This window comes from Cupriavidus sp. 01L46 (assembly GCF_056399905.1).
This window is the reverse complement of sequence record NZ_JBFTSF010000114.1, coordinates 1-19780: the sequence shown is the minus strand read 5'-3', so window position 1 is coordinate 19780 and position 19780 is coordinate 1. Positions and strand designations below refer to the sequence as shown.

Annotated in this window: 16 protein-coding genes, 1 tRNA gene and 3 pseudogenes; 5 read left to right on the top strand and 15 right to left on the bottom strand. The window is 66.4% G+C overall.

Annotation, left to right across the window (positions count from 1 at the left end; all coding sequences use genetic code 11):
- Positions 1 to 70: 70 nt before the first annotated feature.
- The 6 genes and pseudogenes from chrA to AC1DS3_RS20545 form a co-directional block, all read right to left on the bottom strand.
- A pseudogene (gene chrA / locus AC1DS3_RS20570) lies at positions 71 to 1012 on the bottom strand (chromate efflux transporter); the annotation flags it as partial.
- 363 nt (positions 1013 to 1375) lie between these two features.
- Positions 1376 to 1573 (bottom strand): annotated as a pseudogene (locus AC1DS3_RS20565) (flavin reductase family protein); the annotation flags it as partial.
- Between the two features lie 29 nt (positions 1574 to 1602).
- Positions 1603 to 2721 carry a bifunctional nicotinamide-nucleotide adenylyltransferase/Nudix hydroxylase gene (locus AC1DS3_RS20560; RefSeq protein WP_477109209.1) on the bottom strand — a complete coding sequence of 373 codons (1119 nt, stop codon included), beginning with the start codon at positions 2719 to 2721 and terminating at the stop codon, positions 1603 to 1605.
- A 22-nt stretch (positions 2722 to 2743) separates the two neighbouring features.
- Positions 2744 to 3187, bottom strand: coding sequence for a GNAT family N-acetyltransferase (locus AC1DS3_RS20555; protein ID WP_441632169.1), 444 nt, complete (start codon positions 3185 to 3187; stop codon positions 2744 to 2746).
- Positions 3188 to 3449: 262 nt separating this feature from the next.
- Positions 3450 to 3524 (bottom strand) — tRNA-Cys (locus tag AC1DS3_RS20550).
- Positions 3525 to 3643: 119 nt separating this feature from the next.
- Positions 3644 to 4063, bottom strand: coding sequence for a hotdog fold thioesterase (locus AC1DS3_RS20545; protein ID WP_441632167.1), 420 nt, complete (start codon positions 4061 to 4063; stop codon positions 3644 to 3646).
- A gap of 321 nt (positions 4064 to 4384) precedes the next feature.
- Here AC1DS3_RS20545 and AC1DS3_RS20540 point away from each other — a divergent pair, with 321 nt between their 5' ends.
- A complete protein-coding gene (locus AC1DS3_RS20540; RefSeq protein ID WP_441632165.1) occupies positions 4385 to 6166 on the top strand; it encodes a putative bifunctional diguanylate cyclase/phosphodiesterase in 1782 nt (593 codons plus the stop codon).
- A gap of 8 nt (positions 6167 to 6174) precedes the next feature.
- A complete protein-coding gene (locus tag AC1DS3_RS20535; RefSeq protein WP_441632163.1) occupies positions 6175 to 7617 on the top strand; it encodes an HDOD domain-containing protein in 1443 nt (480 codons plus the stop codon).
- Positions 7618 to 7717: 100 nt separating this feature from the next.
- On the opposite strand, the gene AC1DS3_RS20530 is transcribed toward AC1DS3_RS20535, so the two are convergent.
- The 6 genes and pseudogenes from AC1DS3_RS20530 to glmU all read right to left on the bottom strand — a co-directional run bounded on the left by AC1DS3_RS20530 (position 7718) and on the right by glmU (position 15003).
- On the bottom strand, positions 7718 to 8107 hold the full coding sequence (locus AC1DS3_RS20530) for a hypothetical protein (protein ID WP_477109223.1): 390 nt from the start codon (positions 8105 to 8107) through the stop codon (positions 7718 to 7720).
- A 159-nt stretch (positions 8108 to 8266) separates the two neighbouring features.
- Positions 8267 to 9055 (bottom strand): response regulator transcription factor, encoded by a 789-nt coding sequence (locus AC1DS3_RS20525; RefSeq protein ID WP_441632159.1) that lies wholly within the window; start codon positions 9053 to 9055, stop codon positions 8267 to 8269.
- Positions 9052 to 10671 (bottom strand): sensor histidine kinase, encoded by a 1620-nt coding sequence (locus AC1DS3_RS20520; RefSeq protein ID WP_477127840.1) that lies wholly within the window; start codon positions 10669 to 10671, stop codon positions 9052 to 9054. The genes AC1DS3_RS20525 and AC1DS3_RS20520 overlap by 4 nt, the downstream gene beginning before the upstream one ends.
- 113 nt (positions 10672 to 10784) lie before the next feature.
- Positions 10785 to 10919, bottom strand: a pseudogene (locus tag AC1DS3_RS20515) (hypothetical protein); the annotation flags it as partial.
- Positions 10920 to 11682: 763 nt separating this feature from the next.
- Entirely contained in the window at positions 11683 to 13521 is a 1839-nt protein-coding gene (gene glmS / locus AC1DS3_RS20510) for a glutamine--fructose-6-phosphate transaminase (isomerizing) (RefSeq protein WP_477127839.1), read from the bottom strand.
- Between the two features lie 120 nt (positions 13522 to 13641).
- Complete coding sequence (glmU, locus tag AC1DS3_RS20505) at positions 13642 to 15003, bottom strand: bifunctional UDP-N-acetylglucosamine diphosphorylase/glucosamine-1-phosphate N-acetyltransferase GlmU (protein ID WP_477127838.1); 1362 nt, start codon at positions 15001 to 15003, stop codon at positions 13642 to 13644.
- A gap of 257 nt (positions 15004 to 15260) precedes the next feature.
- Between glmU and AC1DS3_RS20500 the strand changes: the two genes are divergently transcribed.
- Positions 15261 to 16127, top strand: a complete 867-nt coding sequence (locus AC1DS3_RS20500; protein WP_441632152.1) for a DUF6279 family lipoprotein — start codon at positions 15261 to 15263, stop codon at positions 16125 to 16127.
- A 27-nt stretch (positions 16128 to 16154) separates the two neighbouring features.
- On the opposite strand, the gene ttcA is transcribed toward AC1DS3_RS20500, so the two are convergent.
- From ttcA to AC1DS3_RS20485, 3 genes are all read right to left on the bottom strand, one after another.
- Complete coding sequence (gene ttcA, locus AC1DS3_RS20495) at positions 16155 to 17096, bottom strand: tRNA 2-thiocytidine(32) synthetase TtcA (protein ID WP_477127837.1); 942 nt, start codon at positions 17094 to 17096, stop codon at positions 16155 to 16157.
- A 157-nt stretch (positions 17097 to 17253) separates the two neighbouring features.
- Positions 17254 to 17667 carry a dihydroneopterin aldolase gene (locus AC1DS3_RS20490; RefSeq protein WP_477127836.1) on the bottom strand — a complete coding sequence of 138 codons (414 nt, stop codon included), beginning with the start codon at positions 17665 to 17667 and terminating at the stop codon, positions 17254 to 17256.
- Positions 17668 to 17737: 70 nt separating this feature from the next.
- The gene (locus tag AC1DS3_RS20485) at positions 17738 to 18463 is read right to left on the bottom strand and encodes an SDR family oxidoreductase (RefSeq protein WP_477127845.1); all 726 of its coding nucleotides are present in this window, start codon (positions 18461 to 18463) and stop codon (positions 17738 to 17740) included.
- On the opposite strand from AC1DS3_RS20485, the gene AC1DS3_RS20480 reads away from it, so the two are divergent.
- Both AC1DS3_RS20480 and AC1DS3_RS20475 read left to right on the top strand, forming a co-directional pair.
- Positions 18398 to 19600: a class I SAM-dependent methyltransferase gene (locus AC1DS3_RS20480; protein WP_477127835.1), complete on the top strand. Its 1203-nt coding sequence runs from the start codon at positions 18398 to 18400 to the stop codon at positions 19598 to 19600. The two genes, AC1DS3_RS20485 and AC1DS3_RS20480, sit on opposite strands and share 66 nt — an antisense overlap.
- A 38-nt stretch (positions 19601 to 19638) precedes the next feature.
- Positions 19639 to 19780 (top strand): DUF2905 domain-containing protein (locus AC1DS3_RS20475; protein ID WP_477127844.1); only part of this gene is annotated, 142 nt, incomplete at its 3' end.

Sequence of the window (19780 nt, the reverse complement as noted above, 5' to 3'; positions counted from 1 at the left end):
GCAAGGATGACCGGGATCACGCCGGCCTTGAAGCGGAACAACGCCACCGCCGCGGCCAGTCCGATCAGCGCATGATGAGCGGGCCGGGCGTGGTTTCGCCCAGCGCCAGGCCGTCGATCATCTGCGGCGCGCTGAGCCAGTGGTAGTGCGCCACCGCGCCCTGGTTGACATAGGGCAGCACCGCATAGGCACCGCCAAAGGTCATCAGCGCGGCCTTGGTGAAGAACCAGCCCATTTGCGTGAGCGTGCCCTGCCAGCCGTAGCGCCAGGCCAGCGCGCCCAGCGCCAGCCCCCAGATCGCGAGGAACACCGCCAGCACCAGCCCGAAGCGCTTCCAGGTAAAGATCGCATGCGGCGGCGTGGGTGTGTGGTCGTCCAGCAGCGCGGGGCCAAAGCCGGCCTTGCCAGCGCTGTGCCCGCCCCCGCTGGCAAAGCGCGCCGGCGCAAGCCGGCCGCCCGCGTAGCCGATCAAGGCCGCGGCCAGCACGATGACCGGGAACGGTAATTCCAGCGCGAAGATGCCGACGAACGATGCCGCCGCGATCGCCCACAGCCAGCTGTTCTTCAGCGCCCGAGAGCCGATGCGCCACGCCGCCGACATCACGATGGCCGTCACCGCCGGCTTGATGCCGTACAGCACCCCCGCCACCGCCGGCACCTCGCCAAAGCGCATGTAGATCCACGACAGCAGCATCAGGATCAGCAACGACGGCAGCACGAACAGGCCGCCCGCGATCACCCCGCCCCAGGTGCGGTGCATCAGCCAGCCGATATACGTTGCCAGTTGCTGCGCCTCCGGCCCGGGCAGCACCATGCAGTAGTTAAGCGCGTGCAGGAAACGGCTCTCGGAGATCCAGCGGCGCCGCTCGACCAGGTCCTCGTGCATGATGGCGATCTGCCCCGCCGGGCCGCCAAAGCTGATGAAGCCCAGCTTGAGCCAGTACCAGAATGCCTGGCGCAAGGTGATGGCGGCCGGGGCGGCAGTGTCTGGCGTGGTGGTCGTAGCTTGCATGGGAGCCGATGTGKGAATGGTGGCCAGCGCGGGCTGGGCGCCTAAAGATAGCAGAGGCTTGTGTCAGCAAGCTGCCAATCACCCACACGGCCGCATGGATGGTACGGCCCGCGATCATGACGGCGCATGCGATGGGCCGGCGATCGGACTAGATCCGCCGCGCAAACGCTTGAAGCACGGTTGCCAACGCAATAGCCTCCTCCGCCGAGAGCTCCACGGGGTCATCGTGTCTGGCAACCACCTTGATCTGGATGGACGAATCTTGCTCGATCCAGATCCTTATCGAACCATCGCTTGACTCGAAGTAGTCTTCATCTGACGTCTTATGCACAACCACTCATCCTTGTTGCTAAAGCAGCCGGCTCACATCTCGTCCACCGCGGTGGTCGCCGTCACCACGCCCGCCTCTTTCTCCATCGAGAACCGATCCCGCGTGGTGACGTAGAAGCTGGCCCCGAATCGTCCCACCGGAAAGTAGTTCTGCAGCCGCACGCGCCAGGCCTGCGCGTCGATCAGCTCGTCGCGCGCATGCAGCCGCAGCACGCGGCCTATGAAAATCTGGGCGGGCACTGAACCCGGGGGCGAACCGCTCAGCCCGCCGGCTGCGCCTCGCCGTCGAACAGGTGCAGGAAGCGATCGAGGATCAGTAGGTGATCCTCGAACATCTGCCCTTCCAGCGCCAGCAGCTCCTGTTGCGGCACCCAGCGCACCGCGGCCGCGTCATCGGCGGCGGCCACGGGCGGCAGCGCGTCGAGCGGCAGGTCGAAGAAGAAAGCGTGGGTCAGCGTGCGCCCGCGCTGGCTGCGCTCGGGATGATCGAACAACGCCTGGTCACGCAAGGATTGCTGCAACGCCGCCTTGGGCAGCCCGAAGCGCGTCTCCTCGTCGAGTTCGCGCAGCACCGCGTCGGCCACGCGCTCATGCTGGTCCAGGAAACCGCCGGGCAGCGCCCAGGCGCCGCGGCCGGGCTGTCCACCGCGGCGGATCAGCAGCACCTGGCCGCAGCAGCGCACCACCGCATCCACGGTCACGAAGACCGGCGGATACGGCGCGGCGGCCCAGCGGCGGCTGTGGTCCTGCAGGAAGCGGTACTCGGCCAGCAAGGTCGCAAACGCTTCGCGCCCGGCGAACTCGCGCAGGAACGCGGCCACCGGCTGCGGCAGCACGCTCTGCAGCCCCTCCAGGCCGCCCTTCTGGTCGAACCATTGCCGGCGCACGTCGGCGGCGTTGAGCTGCCCGAAGCTTGGCTGCGGCACCAGTTCCCAGCCGGGGAAGTCATTCAGGTAGCCCGAAGAGGCATCCTTGAAATGCCCGAACAGGCCAACGCGCGGCGTGCCTTGCGCGCAAGCCTCGATCGCCGCGCCCGCCACGGCGCGCACCGCCGCTGCCCAGCGCGCGCTTTCGTAGTAGTCGCGCACCACCACAAAGCGCAGGTCGGCAACGCGCGCGGCATCCCATGCCGCGACAGCGCCCTCGATCATCTGGCGGCGCTCGTCCGCGGAAAACGGATTCTTGACGGTGCGGGCGCCGCCAGCGGAACCCAGCACCACGATCACCGTGCTGGCCTGCGCCAGCGCCTGGCGCAGCATGGCGAAGTGACCGTTGTGGAAGGGCTCGAAACGGCCGATATAGACCAGGTAATCGAAGGGGACAGCGCTTGCCGGCTGGGTCGGGTCAATCTGCTTCGTCGGGTTCGTCGGGTTCGTCACGGTCATCGGCACGTCGGGTAGATCATTTCAGCTCGCAACACATGCATAGCGGCAGCGCGCCTTCTTGCTGCCGGAACTCGCGCGACGCGCGCACTTCCGGCGGCAGGCGATCCGCCGAGATCAGCGAGAAGCCGTAGCGGGCAAAGTAGCTGGGGCAACTGGCGCTCAGCAACACGGCGCGCGTGCAGCCGTTGGCGCGGGCGCGCATGAGCACGGCGGAAACCATATGGGAGGCGATGCCGCGATCGCGATAAGGCGGCAACACCGCCACCGAGCGCACGACCACAGTGTCACCATAGCCTTCGGCGCCGGCGCAACCGACAATGCCGCCGTCGAGCACCGCAATATGGAACAACGCCAGCGAGGGATCGAGATCGTCGCTGGCGAGGCCACATGCTTCAAGGACTTCCGCGATTGCCGGCCAATCGGCCGGTTGTGCGGCGCGGATACGCAGATCTCTTGTCATTGCAATTGTCTCCCCGCCACGCACGATGGCGGAGGTTGTCATGGATGGACTGCGCTGACTTCACACTACATGATTCGCGCGACTTGTTCCAGCGGGGAAAACGGCATAAGCGGCGCCTTATCCACCGAATGAATGAGGCGGGGCCGAGGCAAAATAGCCTGGCGGGAAAGGGAAAGAACAAAGGGAAATGGAAAGGAGCGCGAAGCATCGCGGCGTCTGGCTGCATGGCGCGATCGCCCTGGCCATGACCGCAATACTGGACTGGAGGCGGGGGAACGGAATYGAACCGSCGTRYACGGCTTTGCAGRCCGYYGCATRACCACTCTGCCACCCCGCCGCTGCCGGGACGCCACGCTTTGGCGCCCGCTTACAGTGCGGGGCGCAGTTTAGCCGGAAATGAAAATCTCTGCACGGGGCGCACAGCGGCGCCCGCACGCTTGCCGAAGGCCGGGGTGTTCAGCGCGAAAGAATGGACATGGTGATCCGGGAGACGCACACCATCTTGCCTTCTTCGTTGCGGATCTCGATGGCCCACACATGGGTGGTGCGGCCGATATGCACCGGCGTGGCGGTGCCGGTGACAAAGCCCGTGCGCGCCGCGCGCACATGGTTGGCATTGATGTCGAGCCCGACGCAATATTGGGTCTCGCTATCCAGGCACAGGCTGGCGGCGCAACTGCCCAGCGTCTCCGCCAGCAGCACCGAAGCTCCGCCGTGCAGGATGCCATGCGGCTGCACGGTGCGGCGGTCCACCGGCATGCGTGCACTGAGCGAAGTCTCGCTGATCTCGGTGAACTCGATGCCCAGTTGCTCGACGGCGGTGTCCTTGTGGCGGGCCTGGAGTTCTTTCAGTGAGGGAGGTGATTTCCACAGCATGCGCGGTCTCCGAATGGTTTGTACCGCATTCTAAAGGCAGCAGTCCGCGGACGTTCGCGGGGCGGCGCGTACCCGGCAATTTCGGGGCGGCCACGCTTTGGCCATCGATGCATCAGACCCCACTGTGCAACGGCGCCACAAACTCTTGCCAGGCAACGCATTCGGGTGATCGCATGTCGCGGTTAAGCGTTAAACTGGCATGCGCAGCATGGGTTACATGCATCTAAAATCACTTTAATACGCGAGACAGCCAGGCACGGCAGCGCTGGCGGCGCTCGATCACCAGACGCTCAATTCGGCCCGAGTTTCAACCAGAGTTCCATGACGTCGTTTACGTATGACGCAGTTCTAGCGGACGAGCCCCGTGAATGGCCATCCTCCGACCGGAACCCACTGCTATCCGCCGGGGTATCGGCGCGGGATGCCTGGGCATTGCTCGAGGCTTCGGGCGCGCTCGCCCTGCAGATCGATGTCGCGGGCAACATCATCCTGGCAACCGAAGCCTCGGCGCAGTTGCTTGCCTATCCCCGGGAATACCTTCTTAAATCCTCGATCCTGGATGTCGTCTCGTTCGAGCAGCGCGAGCAGCTCGCCGAGCTGCTGCGTGCCTGCGAGCAGGAAGCGCCTTGCAAGACCGGCCGCATCCGCTTCTCGGGCGGGGTCGGCGAAAGCCGCTGGCTGGACCTGCGCGTGTGCCGCCACGCCGACGAAGACGGCAACCCGAGCTTGCTGCTGTTTGGCTACGACGTGACCGACTGGGTCGACAACGAAGCGCGGCTCATCGAGGCGTCCTTTCGCGATCCGCTCACCGGCGTAGGCAACCGCGCCATGGTGCGCGAACGCATTGCCGGGTACTTTGCCGAAGATGGCACGGGAAAGGCGCCATTTGCGCTCGCCCTGATGGACCTCGACGGGTTCAAGAAGGTCAACGACTCGCTCGGCCATGAATTTGGCGACGCCTTGCTCAAGCAAGTCAGCGTGCGGCTGCGCGGGGCGGTTCGCCCGACGGACATGGTCGCGCGGCTGGGCGGCGATGAGTTCGTGCTGCTGCTCGACGGGATCGCGTCGGAAGCGGCCGCCATCGGCATCGTGGAGAAGGTGATCCATGTCTGCAGGCAGCCTTTTCACCTGGCCGGCTGCCAGATCCGCGTCACCACCAGCCTGGGGCTCACCTTCGGCACGCTGGCCCATCAGTCCGAGTCGCAGTTGCTCAAGCGTGCGGACCTGGCCATGTATGACGCCAAGGCGCAGGGCAAGAATCGATACTGCGTCTACACGCCGGAGCTGGAGCATCGGCTGGACGAGCAGTTCCGGATCGAACAGAACATGTTCGAGGCCGTCCAGAACGGCGAGTTCCTGCTCCACTACCAGCCGATCGTGTGGCCCGGCACCGGCAAGGTCTGCGCGGTCGAGGCGCTGATGCGGTGGCAACACCCGACAGGGTCCGTGCCACCGGCCGTGTTTATCCCGGTTGCGGAGCATAACGGCCTCATCAACCATCTCGGGGCGTGGGCGCTGCGTTGCGCGTGCGCGCAACTGGCAAGCTGGGATGCGCTCGGGCTGGACGTGGGATACATATCGGTCAATGTCTCTCCGGTCCAGTTCAGGCACCCCGGCTTCGCGGACAGCGTCAGGCGGGCCATCAGGGATGCCGGCGTCAGCTCGCACCGGCTGGTCCTGGAGATCACGGAAGGCGCGCTGATGACCGACCCCGAGGCGGCGCAAGACTTGCTGACGGAGTTGCGCGAACTGGGCGTGCGGTTCGCGGTCGACGACTTCGGCACGGGGTACTCGAGCTTGTCCTACCTGCGCCGCTTCCCGCTCTCCGCACTGAAGATCGACCAGAGCTTTGTGGCCGACATGATGGACTCCCCGCATGCGCGGACCATCGTGTTTGCCGTGTTGTCGCTCGCGCGGGAACTCGGGCTGGTGGCCATCGCCGAAGGGGTGGAGTCGGACGAGCAAAGCCAGTTGCTGGCCGAGCAAGGCTGTGAGCTGGTGCAGGGCTGGCGCTATGCAAAGGCAATGAGCCCGGCCCAGTTCGTGGACCTGGCGCAAGCCGGCACGCTGCAGCTTGGCAATGCCCAAGTGTTCTCGAAGTAGACGCCGCCATGTCAAACCATTCAAGCAATACGTTCTTCGAGACGCTATGGAGCCGCATGGCGCAGCAAGGGGATTTCCCCACGCTGCAGTTCTGCATCGACAACGTTTTCAAGACGCTCAACAGCGACACCAGCGTCGGCGAGATGGCTGCGGGCGTGCTCTGCGATTTCAGCTTGTCGCAGAAGGTCATACGCCTGGCCAATTCCGCCATGTATCGCTCGTTCGGGGGCGAAGTCACGACGGTGTCGCGCGCCATCCTGGTCCTGGGGGTCGAAGCGATCAGCCACCTCACGCTCGGGGTCCAGTTGCTGGACTATTTCTCCGGGGTGGCCATCAACCGGCCGCAGGCTTCCACTGAACTGAAGCAGGCCCTGATCGCCGGCGAGTTCACGCGCGCGCTCAGCAACGCCCAAGGCATCAGGCAGGCGGAAGAAGCCGTGGTCTGCACGTTGATGCACCACATGAGCCGCCTGCTTCTGGTCTTCTACTTTGCCGAGGAGTGGGAACAGGTCCAGGCCATATGCAAGGGCGACTCCGCCAAGGAAAGCGAAGCGTGCCAGCAAGTGCTGGGTGTCACCCTCGAAGACATCGCGGCAGCGGCGGCGATCAAATGGAGGCTGCCCAGCCTGATCGCGACGTCGATGCTCTGCCAGCGCTTCGACGCGGATTCGGTGCTGGAATCCCACGCCGGCTGGCTGGGCGCGATTGCCAACATCTCGTCCCGGGCCGCCACGCTGGTGGCAAGGGACGCGCCGCGGGAAGAGGTCCAGGCCTTGCTGCTGGATCACGCCGAGGCACTTGGCCTGCAAGCATGCGCGGTGGAAGGCGCAGTCCTGCAGGCCCTGGCACTCAATGTCTCCATGACCAATGCGGAGTCACCCGGGACGGCCGAGGCGACCCCCGCCCTGAACGCCGGCAAGCCGAAGGATGCCCTCAAGCGCCTTCAGCAAAGCCTGCAGGAAGTACAGCGCGAGGGCGGCGAGCTGCCGGTCTCCGAGCTGGCGCCGCTGGTGCTCGAATCGGCCATGCAGGCGCTGAACTTCTCGCATTGCTTCCTCATGCTGCTCAACCCCATGGCGAAGCGTTTTGGCGCACGGGTTGGATTTGGCGAGGGCATGCGCGAGAAGATGGAAGCCCTGTCCTTCGAAGAAGGCTTCGTCCCCGATATCTTTCACTTCGCCGCCATCGGCAACAAGCCGCTGCTGTTCGAGGACTCCTTTGACAAAGAGGTGGCGCACCGCGTGCCCCGCTGGTATCGGGAACAGATGCCCGATGCCCGCTCCATCCTGCTGGCGCCCGTGATGATCAAGAATCGCTGCGTCGCCATGATCTGCGGAGACTGGGGCCCGACGCCCTGCACGGGCGGGCTGTCCGATGGGGAGATGGAAGCCATCAGCCTGCTGACGCAGGAGATCTCGGCGAGCTTCCTCAGGTCTGCCGAGCTCCGGTAGGCGCGGTGCTGGTCACCGGCATTGCGCCCCCTGGACGATGACAAGGCCCTTTGCCAGGCCAAGGCCGCAGGCAGGAACGGCGTGGCGAGCCAGGACTGATCTAGTTCGAGCCCTGCGCCGGGCCGGCGGCAGGCGGCCCGGCCGCCCCGGCTCTCGCCTTCGCGCGATTCCACGCATGGCCAATGGCAAGCCCGGCAGAGGTCGGGACATACATGCTGGAGTCCTCGGCCGTACTGCCGTCGTACTGCAGCAAGCCTGAATCCATCATCTTGCGGATCTGCCAGCGGTGAACGACCTCGTCGTTGCCTTGCGCGCCAGGTTCCACCAGCACGACGCTTGGCAAGAGCCTGCCCCAGGGATCGCGAGCAATGCGCAGGACCGCCCCGTTGGCCACTCTTCCCAATAGCTCGCTCTGCCTCATTCTTGCTCCACGCTTCTTTTGCTTCCTCTTCTTCTGCTTTTTTTTCTTCTTGCCAGGTACGGCGGGCATCAAGGCGTCCCGAGCGGCGGACGAATCCCCTAAGCCAGCCAGCCCCCTGACGGGGGGTGAGGATACAAAAATCCGCGCCGGCAAAGCTCACAAATACTCACAAAGACTCACAAAGACTCGCAAGCATGCAGAAGCTCAAAAAAGGCTCGCCGCCGGGTGCTATCCCTCAGCCTGGTCCTGCCAGCGCTGCGCCAGCAGGTAGCCGACGCCACGCACCGTGCGGATCGCCGGGCCATGCGGCCAAGCCTGCGAGAGCTTTCCGCGCAGCCGGCTGATGGCGACCTCTAGCCGGTGCTCGTCGAAGTCAAGGTAGTTGCCGCCCAGCGCTTCCACCAATTGGCGGCGGCCGGCGGGATCGGGCGCGCTGCGCCGCAAGGCCTGCAGCAGCTGGCTTTCCATGCGCGTGAGCAGGAGCGGGTTGCCATCCGGCGTGATGGCCATGAGACGGCGCGCATCGAGGCACCAGGCTGGCGCGGGCGCACCGGCCAGCGGCGGCAAAGGAAGGTCAGGCGTCGCGGGGCCGAGGCGGCGCAGCAGGTTGGCGATCACCAGCAGCAGCTCTTCCGTGCGCGCCGGCTTGACGAGATAGCCATCGGCGCCGCCGCGCAGCCCGGCGAGCCGGTGGTGGGCCATGCCGCGCGCGGTCAGCATGACGATGCCCAAGTCGGGCCGGGTCCGGCGCAGGCGCTCGCAGATCGACAACCCGTCCTCGTCCGGAAGGCCCAGGTCCAGTATCAGCAGCCGGCACGGCCGGCTCGCCAGGTGCGCGTCCAGCGCCGCTGCATTGGCCAGGCTCGCGACGGCATAGCCGGCGTGGGTCAAGTGAAAGGTCAGCTCCGTGCGCAGGCGCTCGTTGTCCTCGACCAGCGCGATGGGAACCCCTTTGGGCATCCCGGTCGGGGCGGCATCGGAAGCAGCGAGGGCGGCAAGCACGGCGGCGACAGTCATGCGGCCTCCGGCAGCCACGCCACGAAGCAGGCCCCCTCGCGCCAGTCCGGATCGCAGCGCAGGGTCCCGCCATGCAGCTCCATGATCTTGCGCGCCAGCGGCAGGCCCAGCCCTAGGCCGGGCTGGTCGGCAATCTCGCCGAGCCGGTGGAATTTCTCGAAGATCACGTCTTCCTTGCCCAAGGGCACGCCGGGCCCCTGGTCGCGAATGCGCCAGGCCACGCCGCGCACACCCTCGCGCATGCCAGCGGCGATGTCGATCAGGATGCGGCTCGCCGGGTACGCGTACTTGAGCGCGTTGTCGAGCAGGTTGAGCAAGGCGAAGTGCAGCAGGCGGACATCGCCATCGAGCTGGGGCAACCCGGCCCCGGCCTCCAGGGATACCCGGGCCGCCGCTTGCGGCTCGAGCGACGCGAGCACGTCCCGGCTGAGTTCGGCGAAGCCAAACGGCGCGGAGTCGAGCTGCTGTTCGCCGGGCACCAGCCGCTCGCGCGCCTCGGCCAGCTCCATGAGGAGCTTTAGCCGCCGCACGGCCAGCTGGATGCTCTGGTAGCGGCTCTCGCGCTGCGCGCGGTCGCCGCCGATGTCATCGAGCAGGCGCAGGCTATAGGCCGCGGCATCGATCACTGCTACCGGCGTGCGGACCTCATGCGTCATCATCGCGAGCAAACGGCTTTGCTCCTCGAACGCACGCCGCTCGCGCAGGGAAGACGCCATCGCCTCGCGGGCCTGCTGCCGCTCCCGCTTGCGCTCGCTGTCCGCTTCGCGCACGCGCAGCACAATGGTCAGGTGCAGCGCCAGCATCAGCGCCAGGTCGAGCAGGTGCACGCTTTGTGTGGTGACGGGACTCAGCGGCAACAGGCCGAACGCGCCAAGGCAGCCAGGYAGGATGATGAGGCAGTACAGCGATAGTGAGGCCGCGACCAGCCGTCCGGAAAGCCCTCCGGTGCGCCACAGTTGAAGATAGACCGGAATCGAGAGCAATTGCCCCAGCAGCACCCCGGTATAGAGCACGGAAACCGCGGTACCGTAGTGATCGCTCGATGACGACAAGGCGACCGCCAGGCCCATCAGCATGAGGCCCTGGTGATAGCGCAGCAGGCGCGGCGCGCGCTCGCGCAGCTGCAGCAGGCAGATCACGAACAGGCTGGCGCACGCCCATTGGAGCCCCACCAGGGCCTTGGCGGCCAAGAGCGGCACGGTGGCATCGTGCGGAAAGAAAAACTGGCTGGCCAGTCCGTCAGCGGCAAACCAGCGCAGGGTAGCCACGGCCACGAGCAAGGAAAAAGCCCCGTAGAGCGCGCGGCGGGTCAGCAACCAGCCGGCCAGGTAGAAGAGCACCGCCGTGGCCATGAAACCCAGGTGCATGCCATAGCCGATATTGGCGGCCGCGCTTGCCGCGCTCAGCGCCGACCCATGCCACAGCCGCAACGCCACCGCCATGGTGCCGGTGGTCCGGATGCGCAGGTAGAGCACATCGCCCGGCTGCGGCTGCGCAAGCCGGAAGGCCAGGTTGCGATAACGCCCACCGGAGCCGTCGCGGGCGTCGAAGGGCAGCGCGTTGCCGCTGCGGCGCTCCACCCAGGTGCCGTTCGCTGTTGCCTGGTACAGGCGCACATCGTCAAGCGCCCCCGGCCAGATCTCCAGCCAGCGCTCGCCACCCTGGGCGCCGCGGACAGCACCACCTTGAGCCAGACCGCGTCGTGGGTGAAACCCTCGTTCAGGCCACCGCGCAATGGCTGGAATCCATCGGCATGGGCGGCAACCTGCGCGATCGTGAGCCGCCCGCCAGGATCGCGCAACCAGGACACATTGGGGTCTTGCAGGGGTAGCGGGCCAGCATCGGAGGCCCAGGCCCGCGCCATCAGCAGCCAGGCCAGCATGCCGATGAGACCGGCCACATGCAGGCGGCGGGCCAGCATGACGCCAGCGCCATGGTGCCAGGGCGGGTTGGCGGCGCTCATGCGGCGAAACCAGGTTGCCGGATCACAGGACCGATCCTGCGGCACCGCGTGGCGCATGACCGTGACCGCCCGCTGCCGGGATGCTGGGACAGCGAGAACAGCGAGAATGGCGAGAGTGGCGAGAGTGGCGAGGCTGCAGGCGCGTGACGCCGCCAACTGGACACACCAGCCATTCTGGGTGGCTGAAGAGCCGCCCGGCAAGCCAATCTTCAGTCATTCCCGAGGCAAGGTGTGCGGCGGGACTCCTAGAGCACCTGGTCCGCATTATCGTATTTGGTCTTTTATCTTTTTATCGTTCTGTCTTCTTCCCGCTGATCTGGTGATCTGGTGATCTGGATCTGCAGGAGGCCCGGTGCCGGGCACGCCTTCGGCGAGAACACAGCCGTGCGGGATTTTTGGCTATTGGCCGGGATTATTCAAGTCAGCCAAACGGACGAGGCGAACCGGCGACGTTAGCCGATAGCGAAGTAGGCAACTCACCGATAGCGGGCAGCGAGCCAAAAGGCCATGCTGAAACCAGCATTGGCGCGGAACCGGCCACCTGGCCGCGCGCCCTCTACCGGCAACTGGCATGCATACCCGCTTACCCATGCCGGCCATGCCGCCCGGCCGGCCAGACGTTCCTGGCCATGCCGTGCGGCGCGGCTTGCAGCTATCGCTTGCGTTACTCCACCGTGACCGACTTGGCCAGGTTACGCGGCTTGTCCACGTCGGTGCCGCGCGCGCACGCGGTATGGTAGGCCAGCAATTGCAGCGGCACCACGTGCAGGATCGGCGACAGGTCGCCGTAGTGCTCGGGCAGGCGGATGACCTGGATGCCTTCGGTGGAATGGATATGAGTGTCGCTGTCAGCGAACACATAGAGACGGCCGCCGCGGGCGCGCACTTCCTGGATGTTGGACTTCAGCTTTTCCAGCAGCGCGTCGTTGGGTGCCACCGTGACCACGGGCATGGCCTCGGTCACCAGTGCCAGCGGGCCGTGCTTGAGCTCGCCGGCCGGATAGGCTTCGGCGTGGATGTACGAGATTTCCTTGAGCTTGAGCGCGCCTTCCAGGGCGATCGGGTAATGCAGGCCACGGCCCAGGAAGAGCGCATTCTCGCGGCGGGCGAAGTCCTCGGACCAGGAGATGATCTGCGGCTCCAGCGCCAGCACGCCGTGCAGGGCCACGGGCAGGTGGCGCAGGTTGGTCAGCGCCGCGGCTTCCGCCTCGGCCGTGAGCCTGCCGCGTACCTTGGCCAGCGCCAGGGTCAGCATGTACAGCGCGGCGAGCTGGGTGGTGAAGGCCTTGGTCGACGCGACGCCGATCTCGGTGCCGGCACGCGTCAGGAAGCGCAGCGCGGTCTCGCGCACCATGGCGCTGGTGGACACATTGCACACAGCGAGGGTATGCGTGTGGCCCAGCGACTTGGCGTGGCGCAGGGCAGCCATGGTATCGGCGGTCTCGCCAGACTGCGAGATCACCACCACCAGCGCGCGCGGGTTGGGCACGGTTTCGCGGTAGCGGTACTCGCTCGCCACCTCGACCTGGGTCGGGATCCTGGCCACGGATTCGAGCCAGTACTTGGCGGTGCAGCCCGAGTAATAGCTGGTGCCGCAAGCCAGGATCAGCACGCTGTCGATCTCGCTGAACACGCTCTGGGCGGTCTCGCCGAACAGCTCGGGCGTAATGGCGTCGATGCCTTCCAGCGTATCGCCGAGCGCGCGCGGCTGCTCGAAGATTTCCTTCTGCATGAAGTGGCGGTACGGGCCCAGCTCCACCGCCGCGGCGTGCGTCTCGACCACGCGCACTTCGCGCTCGACCAGGTGGTCGTGCACGTCGCGGATGGTGGCGCCTTCGCGGGTGAGTTCCACCACGTCGCCTTCTTCCAGGTAGATGATGCGGTTGGCGGTACCCGCCACGGCCAGCGCGTCGGAAGCCAGGAAGGATTCGTTGTCGCCCAGCGCCACCACCAGCGGCGAGCCGGCGCGGGCGCCAACCACGCGTTCCGGATGGTCCTTGGAGAACACGGCGATGGCGTAGGCCCCGTGCAGGCGCTTGGTCACGGCACGCACCGAGGCGAACAGGTCGCCGCGCGTGGCGCTGCTCGGGTAGGTGTAGACCTGATGGATCAGGTGGGCCACCACTTCGGTATCGGTCTGCGACTCGAAGCCATAGCCGGCGGCGCGCAGCTCTTCGCGCAGCGGCTCGTAGTTCTCGATGATGCCGTTGTGCACCAGCGCGATGGACTCACCCGAGAAATGCGGGTGGGCGTTGGTGGTGTCAGGCTTGCCGTGCGTGGCCCAGCGCGTATGCGCCACGCYGGTCATGCCGGCCAGGCCGGACGCGCGGGTCTGCTCGTCCAGGTCGGCCACGCGCGAGACCGTGCGTGCGCGCTCGAGCGCGTTGTCGCGCACTACCGCCACGCCGCAGGAATCATAGCCACGGTACTCGAGGCGACGCAGTCCTTCGATCAGGACCGGAACAATATTGCGCGAGGAAACCCCGCCGACGATGCCGCACATATTCTTCTCCCACAGGGCGCGGACACGGCCGCACCGGATGATTGGCGCGAGGACGGCGCTGCCGTCTCCCGCGAGTTGCCATTGCCGCCCGGCCGTATCCCGGCCAGGTGGTGGCGGGATTTATTTCTTGGCTTGCTTGACCGGGCGCTGCCACGCGTCGAGCGTCATCTGCTTGGAGCGCGACAGCGTCAGCTTGTCGGCCGCCGCATCCTTGGTCAACGTGGTGCCGGCGCCAATGGTGGCACCGCGGCGCACGGTCACCGGCGCGACCAGCTGCGTGTCGGAACCGATAAAGACATCGTCCTCGATGACGGTGCGGTACTTGTTCGCGCCATCGTAGTTGCAGGTGATGGTGCCCGCGCCGATGTTGACGCGCGAGCCGACCGTGGCGTCGCCCACGTAGGCAAGGTGGTTGGCCTTGCTGTGCGCGGCGATCTGGCTGTTCTTGACCTCGACGAAGTTGCMGATGTGCACATCCTCGCCCAGCACCGTGCCGGGACGCAGGCGCGCGTACGGGCCGATGCGCCCGGCCGCGCCGACGCTGGCATCCTCGAAATGGCAGAACGGCTGCACCCGCGCGCCAGCGCCCACGGTGCTGTTGCGCAGCACGCAGTTGGCGCCGATATGGGCGCCGTCTTCCAGGTGCACGCGGCCTTCGAACACGCAGTTCACGTCGATGGTGACGTCGCGCCCGCAGGTAAGCTCGCCGCGGATATCGATGCGCGCCGGATCCAGCAGCGTCACGCCRGCTTCCAGCAGGCGCTGCGCCAGGTTGCGCTGATGGATGCGCTCCAGCTCGGCGAGCTGCACCTTGCTGTTCACGCCCAGCGTTTCCCACAGCGCATCGGGCTGCGCGGAAACCACTTCCATGCCGTCCGCCACCGCGCGCTCGACGGCGTCGGTCAGGTAGTACTCGCCCTGGGCGTTGTCATTGCGCAGCGTGGACAGCCAGCGACGCAGGGGGCCGGTGGGCGCCAGGATGATGCCGGTGTTGATTTCACGGATGGCGCGCTGCGGCTCGCTGGCATCCTTTTGCTCGACGATGCGCACGATCTTGCCCGCCTCGCGCACGATGCGGCCATAGCCGGTGGGGTCCTCCATCTCGACCGTCAGGATGCCGAAGCGCTCGCTGCCGGCCGCGGCCACCAGGCGCTGCAGCGTGGCGGCTTCGGTCAGAGGCACATCGCCGTACAGCACCAGCGTAGGCTGGCTGTCGTCGAGCAGCGGGAGCGCCTGCGCCACGGCATGGCCGGTGCCAAGCTGCTCGGCCTGCAGGGCGAAGGCAACGTCTGGCGCGCCAACCGCCTCGCGCACGCAGTCGGCGCCATGCCCAACCACCACCACGAGCCGGGTCGGCAACAATTTTCGTGCCGTTTMAATCACATGAGCAAGCAGCGGCCGGCCAGCGAGAGGATGCAGGACCTTGGGCAGCGCGGAGTTCATCCGCTTGCCCATTCCTGCAGCGAGAATGACGATATTCACAAGGAGGGTCCTAAGTGAGTGTGTCCAGCAAACAGTATGAATCACCCCCTCGGCGAGCCCGGGGGCCGGCAGCGCTGGCCAGGGTCCTGGCCCGGACCCCGAAACCGGTGGCAAAGCCAGCAACGGTTGGGAATCGCGGGCACGATCAGCTGCCAAAACGCGCGGAAAAGGATTCTATCATGGGGGTTTTGCGCCGTTTGAGCGCAAATCCCTTCCTGCGCGGGGACCGTGTCCGGTGTCTCCTTCTGGTCACAGCCGTGGTCGCCCTGACGGCCTGCAATGCCCTGAAGCTAGGCTACCAGCAGGGCGACCGGCTCGCCTACTGGTGGATCGACAACTACGTCGACGTCTCCGCCAGCCAGGAACCCCTAACCCGCGACGCCATCGCCCGCTTCTTCGCCTGGCATCGCAAGGACCAGTTGCCCGAGATCGCCGGCCTGCTGCGCCAGGCCAAGAGCGAGGTACAGCAGCCGGTCTCTGCGGCCGCGGTGGGCAAGATCCAGGACGACGCTCAGCGCCTGGCGCGCGTTGCCTTCGACCGCTCCACACCCGACGTGGCCGACCTGCTGCTGACGCTGACCCCTGAGCAGATCGCCCGCATGGAGAAGAAATTCGCCGACGCCAACGCCAAATACCGCAAGGAATACCTGCGCCCCGACCCGGCGGCCCGCGAGGAGGCCCGGTTCGACAAGGTGATGGACTACGCGCGGCTGGTCTACGGGCGCTTCTCTAGCGATCAGGAGGCCACGATCCGCAGCGCCATGGCGCCCGTGGTGCAAGGCGCCGAAGCGCGCTACGCGGAACGCGTCAAGCGCCAGCAGGAATGGCTCGCGCTGGTGCGCCAGGTGCAGGCTGAGCATCCTCCCAAGGCCCAGGTCGTGGAGATGCTAAGGCGCTATGGCGATCACTGGCAGAATCCGCCCACGCGGGAGCGCAATGCCCGTTACGACGCCAACAACGAGGCCGGGCTGGCGCTGACCGTCACCATTGCCAACCTGACCACACCGGAGCAGAAGGCCCACGCGGCGGATCGCTTCCAGAAATGGATCGATGACGCGAACGCGTTGATGCGCGATGGCACCGCCAATGCGGCGGCGCCCCGTCCAACGCGCGCTGAGAACTGACGAGGGGCCGGGAGGCCGGCCCGTGGCCTATTCGGCGGCAGGCTGCGCCGGGCTGGCGGGCGCCGACTTCTCGAAGCGCACAAATTCCAGCTTGTTCTCTTCCATGCCGCCCGCRAAGACCAGCGGCTGCTGGGAGAAGGTGGTCTCGCCGAACAGCGAGGCCTCGTCCACCTTGGCCAGGCCGGTTGCCAGCCCGTTGAAATCGAACAGATCGGTATCGGCCAGATGCGACGGCACCACGCTGCGCAGCGCGGCAAAGATATTGTCGGTGCGCCCCGGATTGGTCCGCTCCCACTCCAGCACCATCTCCTTGACCTTCTTGCGCTGCAGGTTTTCCTGCGAGCCGCACAGGTTGCACGGGATGATCGGGTATTCCATCGCGCGCGCGTAGCTGGCGATGTCCTTCTCAGGGCAATAGGCCAGCGGGCGGATCACGATGTGCTGGCCGTCGTCGGTGGCCAGCTTGGGCGGCATCGCCTTCATCTTGCCGCCGAAGAACAGGTTCAGGAAGAAGGTCYGGATGATGTCGTCGCGATGGTGGCCCAGCGCGATCTTGTTGGCGCCAAGTTCCTTCGCGGTACGGTAGATCACGCCGCGGCGCAGGCGCGAGCACAGCGAGCAGGTGGTCTTGCCCTCGGGCACCTTCTCCTTGACGATGGAATAGGTATCCGCGTCGACGATCACATACTCCACCCCCACCGATTTCAGGTAAGCCGGCAGGATGTGCGCGGGAAAGCCCGGCTGCTTCTGGTCCAGGTTCATCGCGATCAGCTTGAACTTGACCGGCGCGCGCTTTTGCAGCGCCATCAGCACCGACAGCATGGTGTACGAGTCCTTGCCACCGGAGAGGCACACCAGCACCGTGTCGCCATCCTCGATCATCTTGAAATCGCCGATGGCGCGGCCCGTCTGCGACTGGAGATAGGTCTCCAGACGGAAGAAGTTCTTGGAATGCGTGGTGGCGGTCATGGCGATGGGGCGATGGGGCGATGGGGTACGGCAAAGCAAGGGCAAAACGGCGCGCAATGCGGCAGTTGCATCACATGCGCAAGCTGCCGGGGCCGGAGAACCCGGCATTTTACCGTGAGCTGCCACCCTGCGCCGGCAGCCCGCCAGAGCGGCTCACTTACTGGCCAACCGGCTCGCTCTTGATATGGAACACCTCGACGCCGACCGAATCGCAGTCCGGGTACACATCCGGCTTTTCGGTCGATACGCGCACGGCGCGCACCTTGGGGTGCTTGAGCATGGCGCGCGCCACGTCGTCGCACAGGGTTTCCTGCAGGTGGACGTGGCCCTGCGCCATGCGCTCGGCGACCGTATTGCGCATGAAATCGTAGTCCACCACTTCCTGCAGCTTGTCGTCCTGGGGCGTGCTCTGGGCCAGTGGCACGAACAGGTCGATATTGATCAGCACGCGTTGTTCGCCCTTTTTCTCGAATTCGTGCACACCGATATTGATCTGCACTTCGTAGTTGCGCAAGAACATGCGGCGGCAGTCTTKCAGGCTGGGATGTGTGAGGGCGGCGAGCATGGTCATGATGGGGGAGAGGAAAAAAGAGGAGGAAGGCGCGCGCGGGCTTGGCGCGCGCGCCGGATACGTTATTCGATCATTCGGTCAGGAACATCACGTCGCGCGCCAGCGGCATCAGGTGCTGGCCGCCGTCGACGTAAAGCGTGGTGCCGGTCACGGCACGCGCCTCGGCCAGGTAGGCCACCGCCTGCGCGATGTCCTCCGGCGTGGACGACTGCCCCAGCGGCGTCATGCGGTGGGCGCGCCGGAAGCCCGGGCTGGACTGGTCGCCCGAGACCATGGTGATGCCGGGCGCCACGCCCACCACCCTCAGCTTGGGTCCCAGCGCCTGGGCCAGCTGCACGGTAGCCGTCTGCAGCGCCGCCTTGGACAGCGTATACGACAGGAAGTCCGGATTCAGGTTATCCAGCTTCTGGTCGAGCAGGTTGATGACCACGCCGCGCTGGGTGTCCGACATGGCGCGGTGCATTTCGCGCGCGAGCAGCAGCGGCGCGGCCACATTGGTGCGCATATGCGTATCGAGCGAGGCATAGGAAAAGCTGGTGGCCACGTCGTACTGGAACAGCGAGGCATTGTTGACCAGGCAGGTCGGCACGCCCAGCGCATCGGTACAGGCCTTGATCAGCGTGGCGGTGGACGCCTCGTCGGCCAGGTCGGCCTGCAGCACGGCGGCACGCTGGCCACCGGCACGGATCTGTTCGGCCAGCGCCTCGGCCTCGGCCACGGAGCGATGGCAATGCACCGCCACGTCCCAGCCGCCGCACTGTCGGCGTCCGCCGCGCTGAGCGCGCACATCGGCCAGGCTATCGACGACGCGGGCGGCTGGCTCGGTTTCGACCGCTATATGGCGCTTGCGCTATATGCGCCCGGGCTGGGCTACTACAGCGGCGGCGCCGCCAAGTTCGGCCGCGACGCGCGCGATGGCAGCGACTTCATCACCGCCCCCGAACTCAGCCCGTATTTCGCCCGCACGCTCGCGCGCCAGTTCGCGCCGCTGCTGGCGCAGGGCCTGTCGCAGCTCCTGGAATTCGGCGCCGGCACCGGCCGGCTCGCCGCCGACCTGCTGCTGGCCCTGGAGCAGGAAGGCCAGTTGCCCGAGCGCTACGCCATCGTCGAGCTCTCCGGCGAGCTGCGCGCGCGCCAGCAGGCCACGCTGGCCACGCGCGCGCCGCATCTGGCCCCACGCGTCGCCTGGCTGGATACGTTGCCCGAGCATTTCGAGGGGATCGTGGTCGGCAATGAAGTGCTGGACGCCATGCCGGTGCGGCTGTTCGCCCGCAGCCACGGCCGCTGGCTGGAGCGCGGCGTGGCCCGCCGGGACGGCGATGCTGACGCATCCGACGCATCCGGCGTATCCGACGCAGCCTTCGGCTTTTTGGACCGTCCCGTGGCGGCCGACGCCCTGCCCGCATCCCTGCACGCCGTGGCCGGCGACCACGACATCGTCACCGAAACCCACGCCGAGGCCGAAGGCTTCATGCGCGCAGTAGGCACAATGCTCACGCGGGGTGCGGTGTTCCTGATCGATTACGGTTTCCCCGCTGCCGAGTACTACCATCCGCAGCGTGTCGGCGGCACGCTGATGTGCCACTACCGCCATCACGCCCACCCGGACCCCTTCCTCTACCCCGGCCTGCAGGACATCACCGCCCACGTCAACTTCAGCGGCATCGCCCACGCCGCGGCCGATGCCGGGCTGACTGTAGCCGGCTTCGCCTCGCAGGCACGCTTCCTGATGAATGCCGGCATCACCGAGCTGCTGATGGCACTGGACCCCAACGACACGCGCAACTTCCTGCCCGCCGCCAACGCGGTGCAAAAGCTGCTGTCCGAGGCCGAGATGGGCGAACTGTTCAAGGTGATCGCGCTGACCCGCGACTTTGATGCGGCGCTGCCGCTGACAGGCTTCGCACGCGGCGATCGCAGCCACGCGCTATAGTCCGCGCATTTCACCCTCTTCCCCTCAGGCACCCCAACATGCTGCGCTGGACCCTCACCATCTTCCTGGCCGTCATCGTGCTGTCGGCAGCGCTGCCCTGGCTGCAGAAGCTGGGGTTGGGGCGGTTGCCGGGGGATTTGCGGTTTCGGTTGTTTGGGAGGGAGTTTGTGTTGCCGTTTG

Coding starts and splice junctions, on each gene's coding strand:
- AC1DS3_RS20555 (WP_441632169.1), bottom strand. CDS start 3,187: ATGACAAGAGATCTGCGTATCCGCGCCGCACAACCGGCCGATTGGCCG.
- AC1DS3_RS20545 (WP_441632167.1), bottom strand. CDS start 4,063: ATGCTGTGGAAATCACCTCCCTCACTGAAAGAACTCCAGGCCCGCCAC.
- AC1DS3_RS20540 (WP_441632165.1), top strand. CDS start 4,385: ATGACGTCGTTTACGTATGACGCAGTTCTAGCGGACGAGCCCCGTGAA.
- AC1DS3_RS20535 (WP_441632163.1), top strand. CDS start 6,175: ATGTCAAACCATTCAAGCAATACGTTCTTCGAGACGCTATGGAGCCGC.
- AC1DS3_RS20530 (WP_477109223.1), bottom strand. CDS start 8,107: ATGCCCGCCGTACCTGGCAAGAAGAAAAAAAAGCAGAAGAAGAGGAAG.
- AC1DS3_RS20525 (WP_441632159.1), bottom strand. CDS start 9,055: ATGACTGTCGCCGCCGTGCTTGCCGCCCTCGCTGCTTCCGATGCCGCC.
- AC1DS3_RS20480 (WP_477127835.1), top strand. CDS start 18,398: ATGCACCGCCACGTCCCAGCCGCCGCACTGTCGGCGTCCGCCGCGCTG.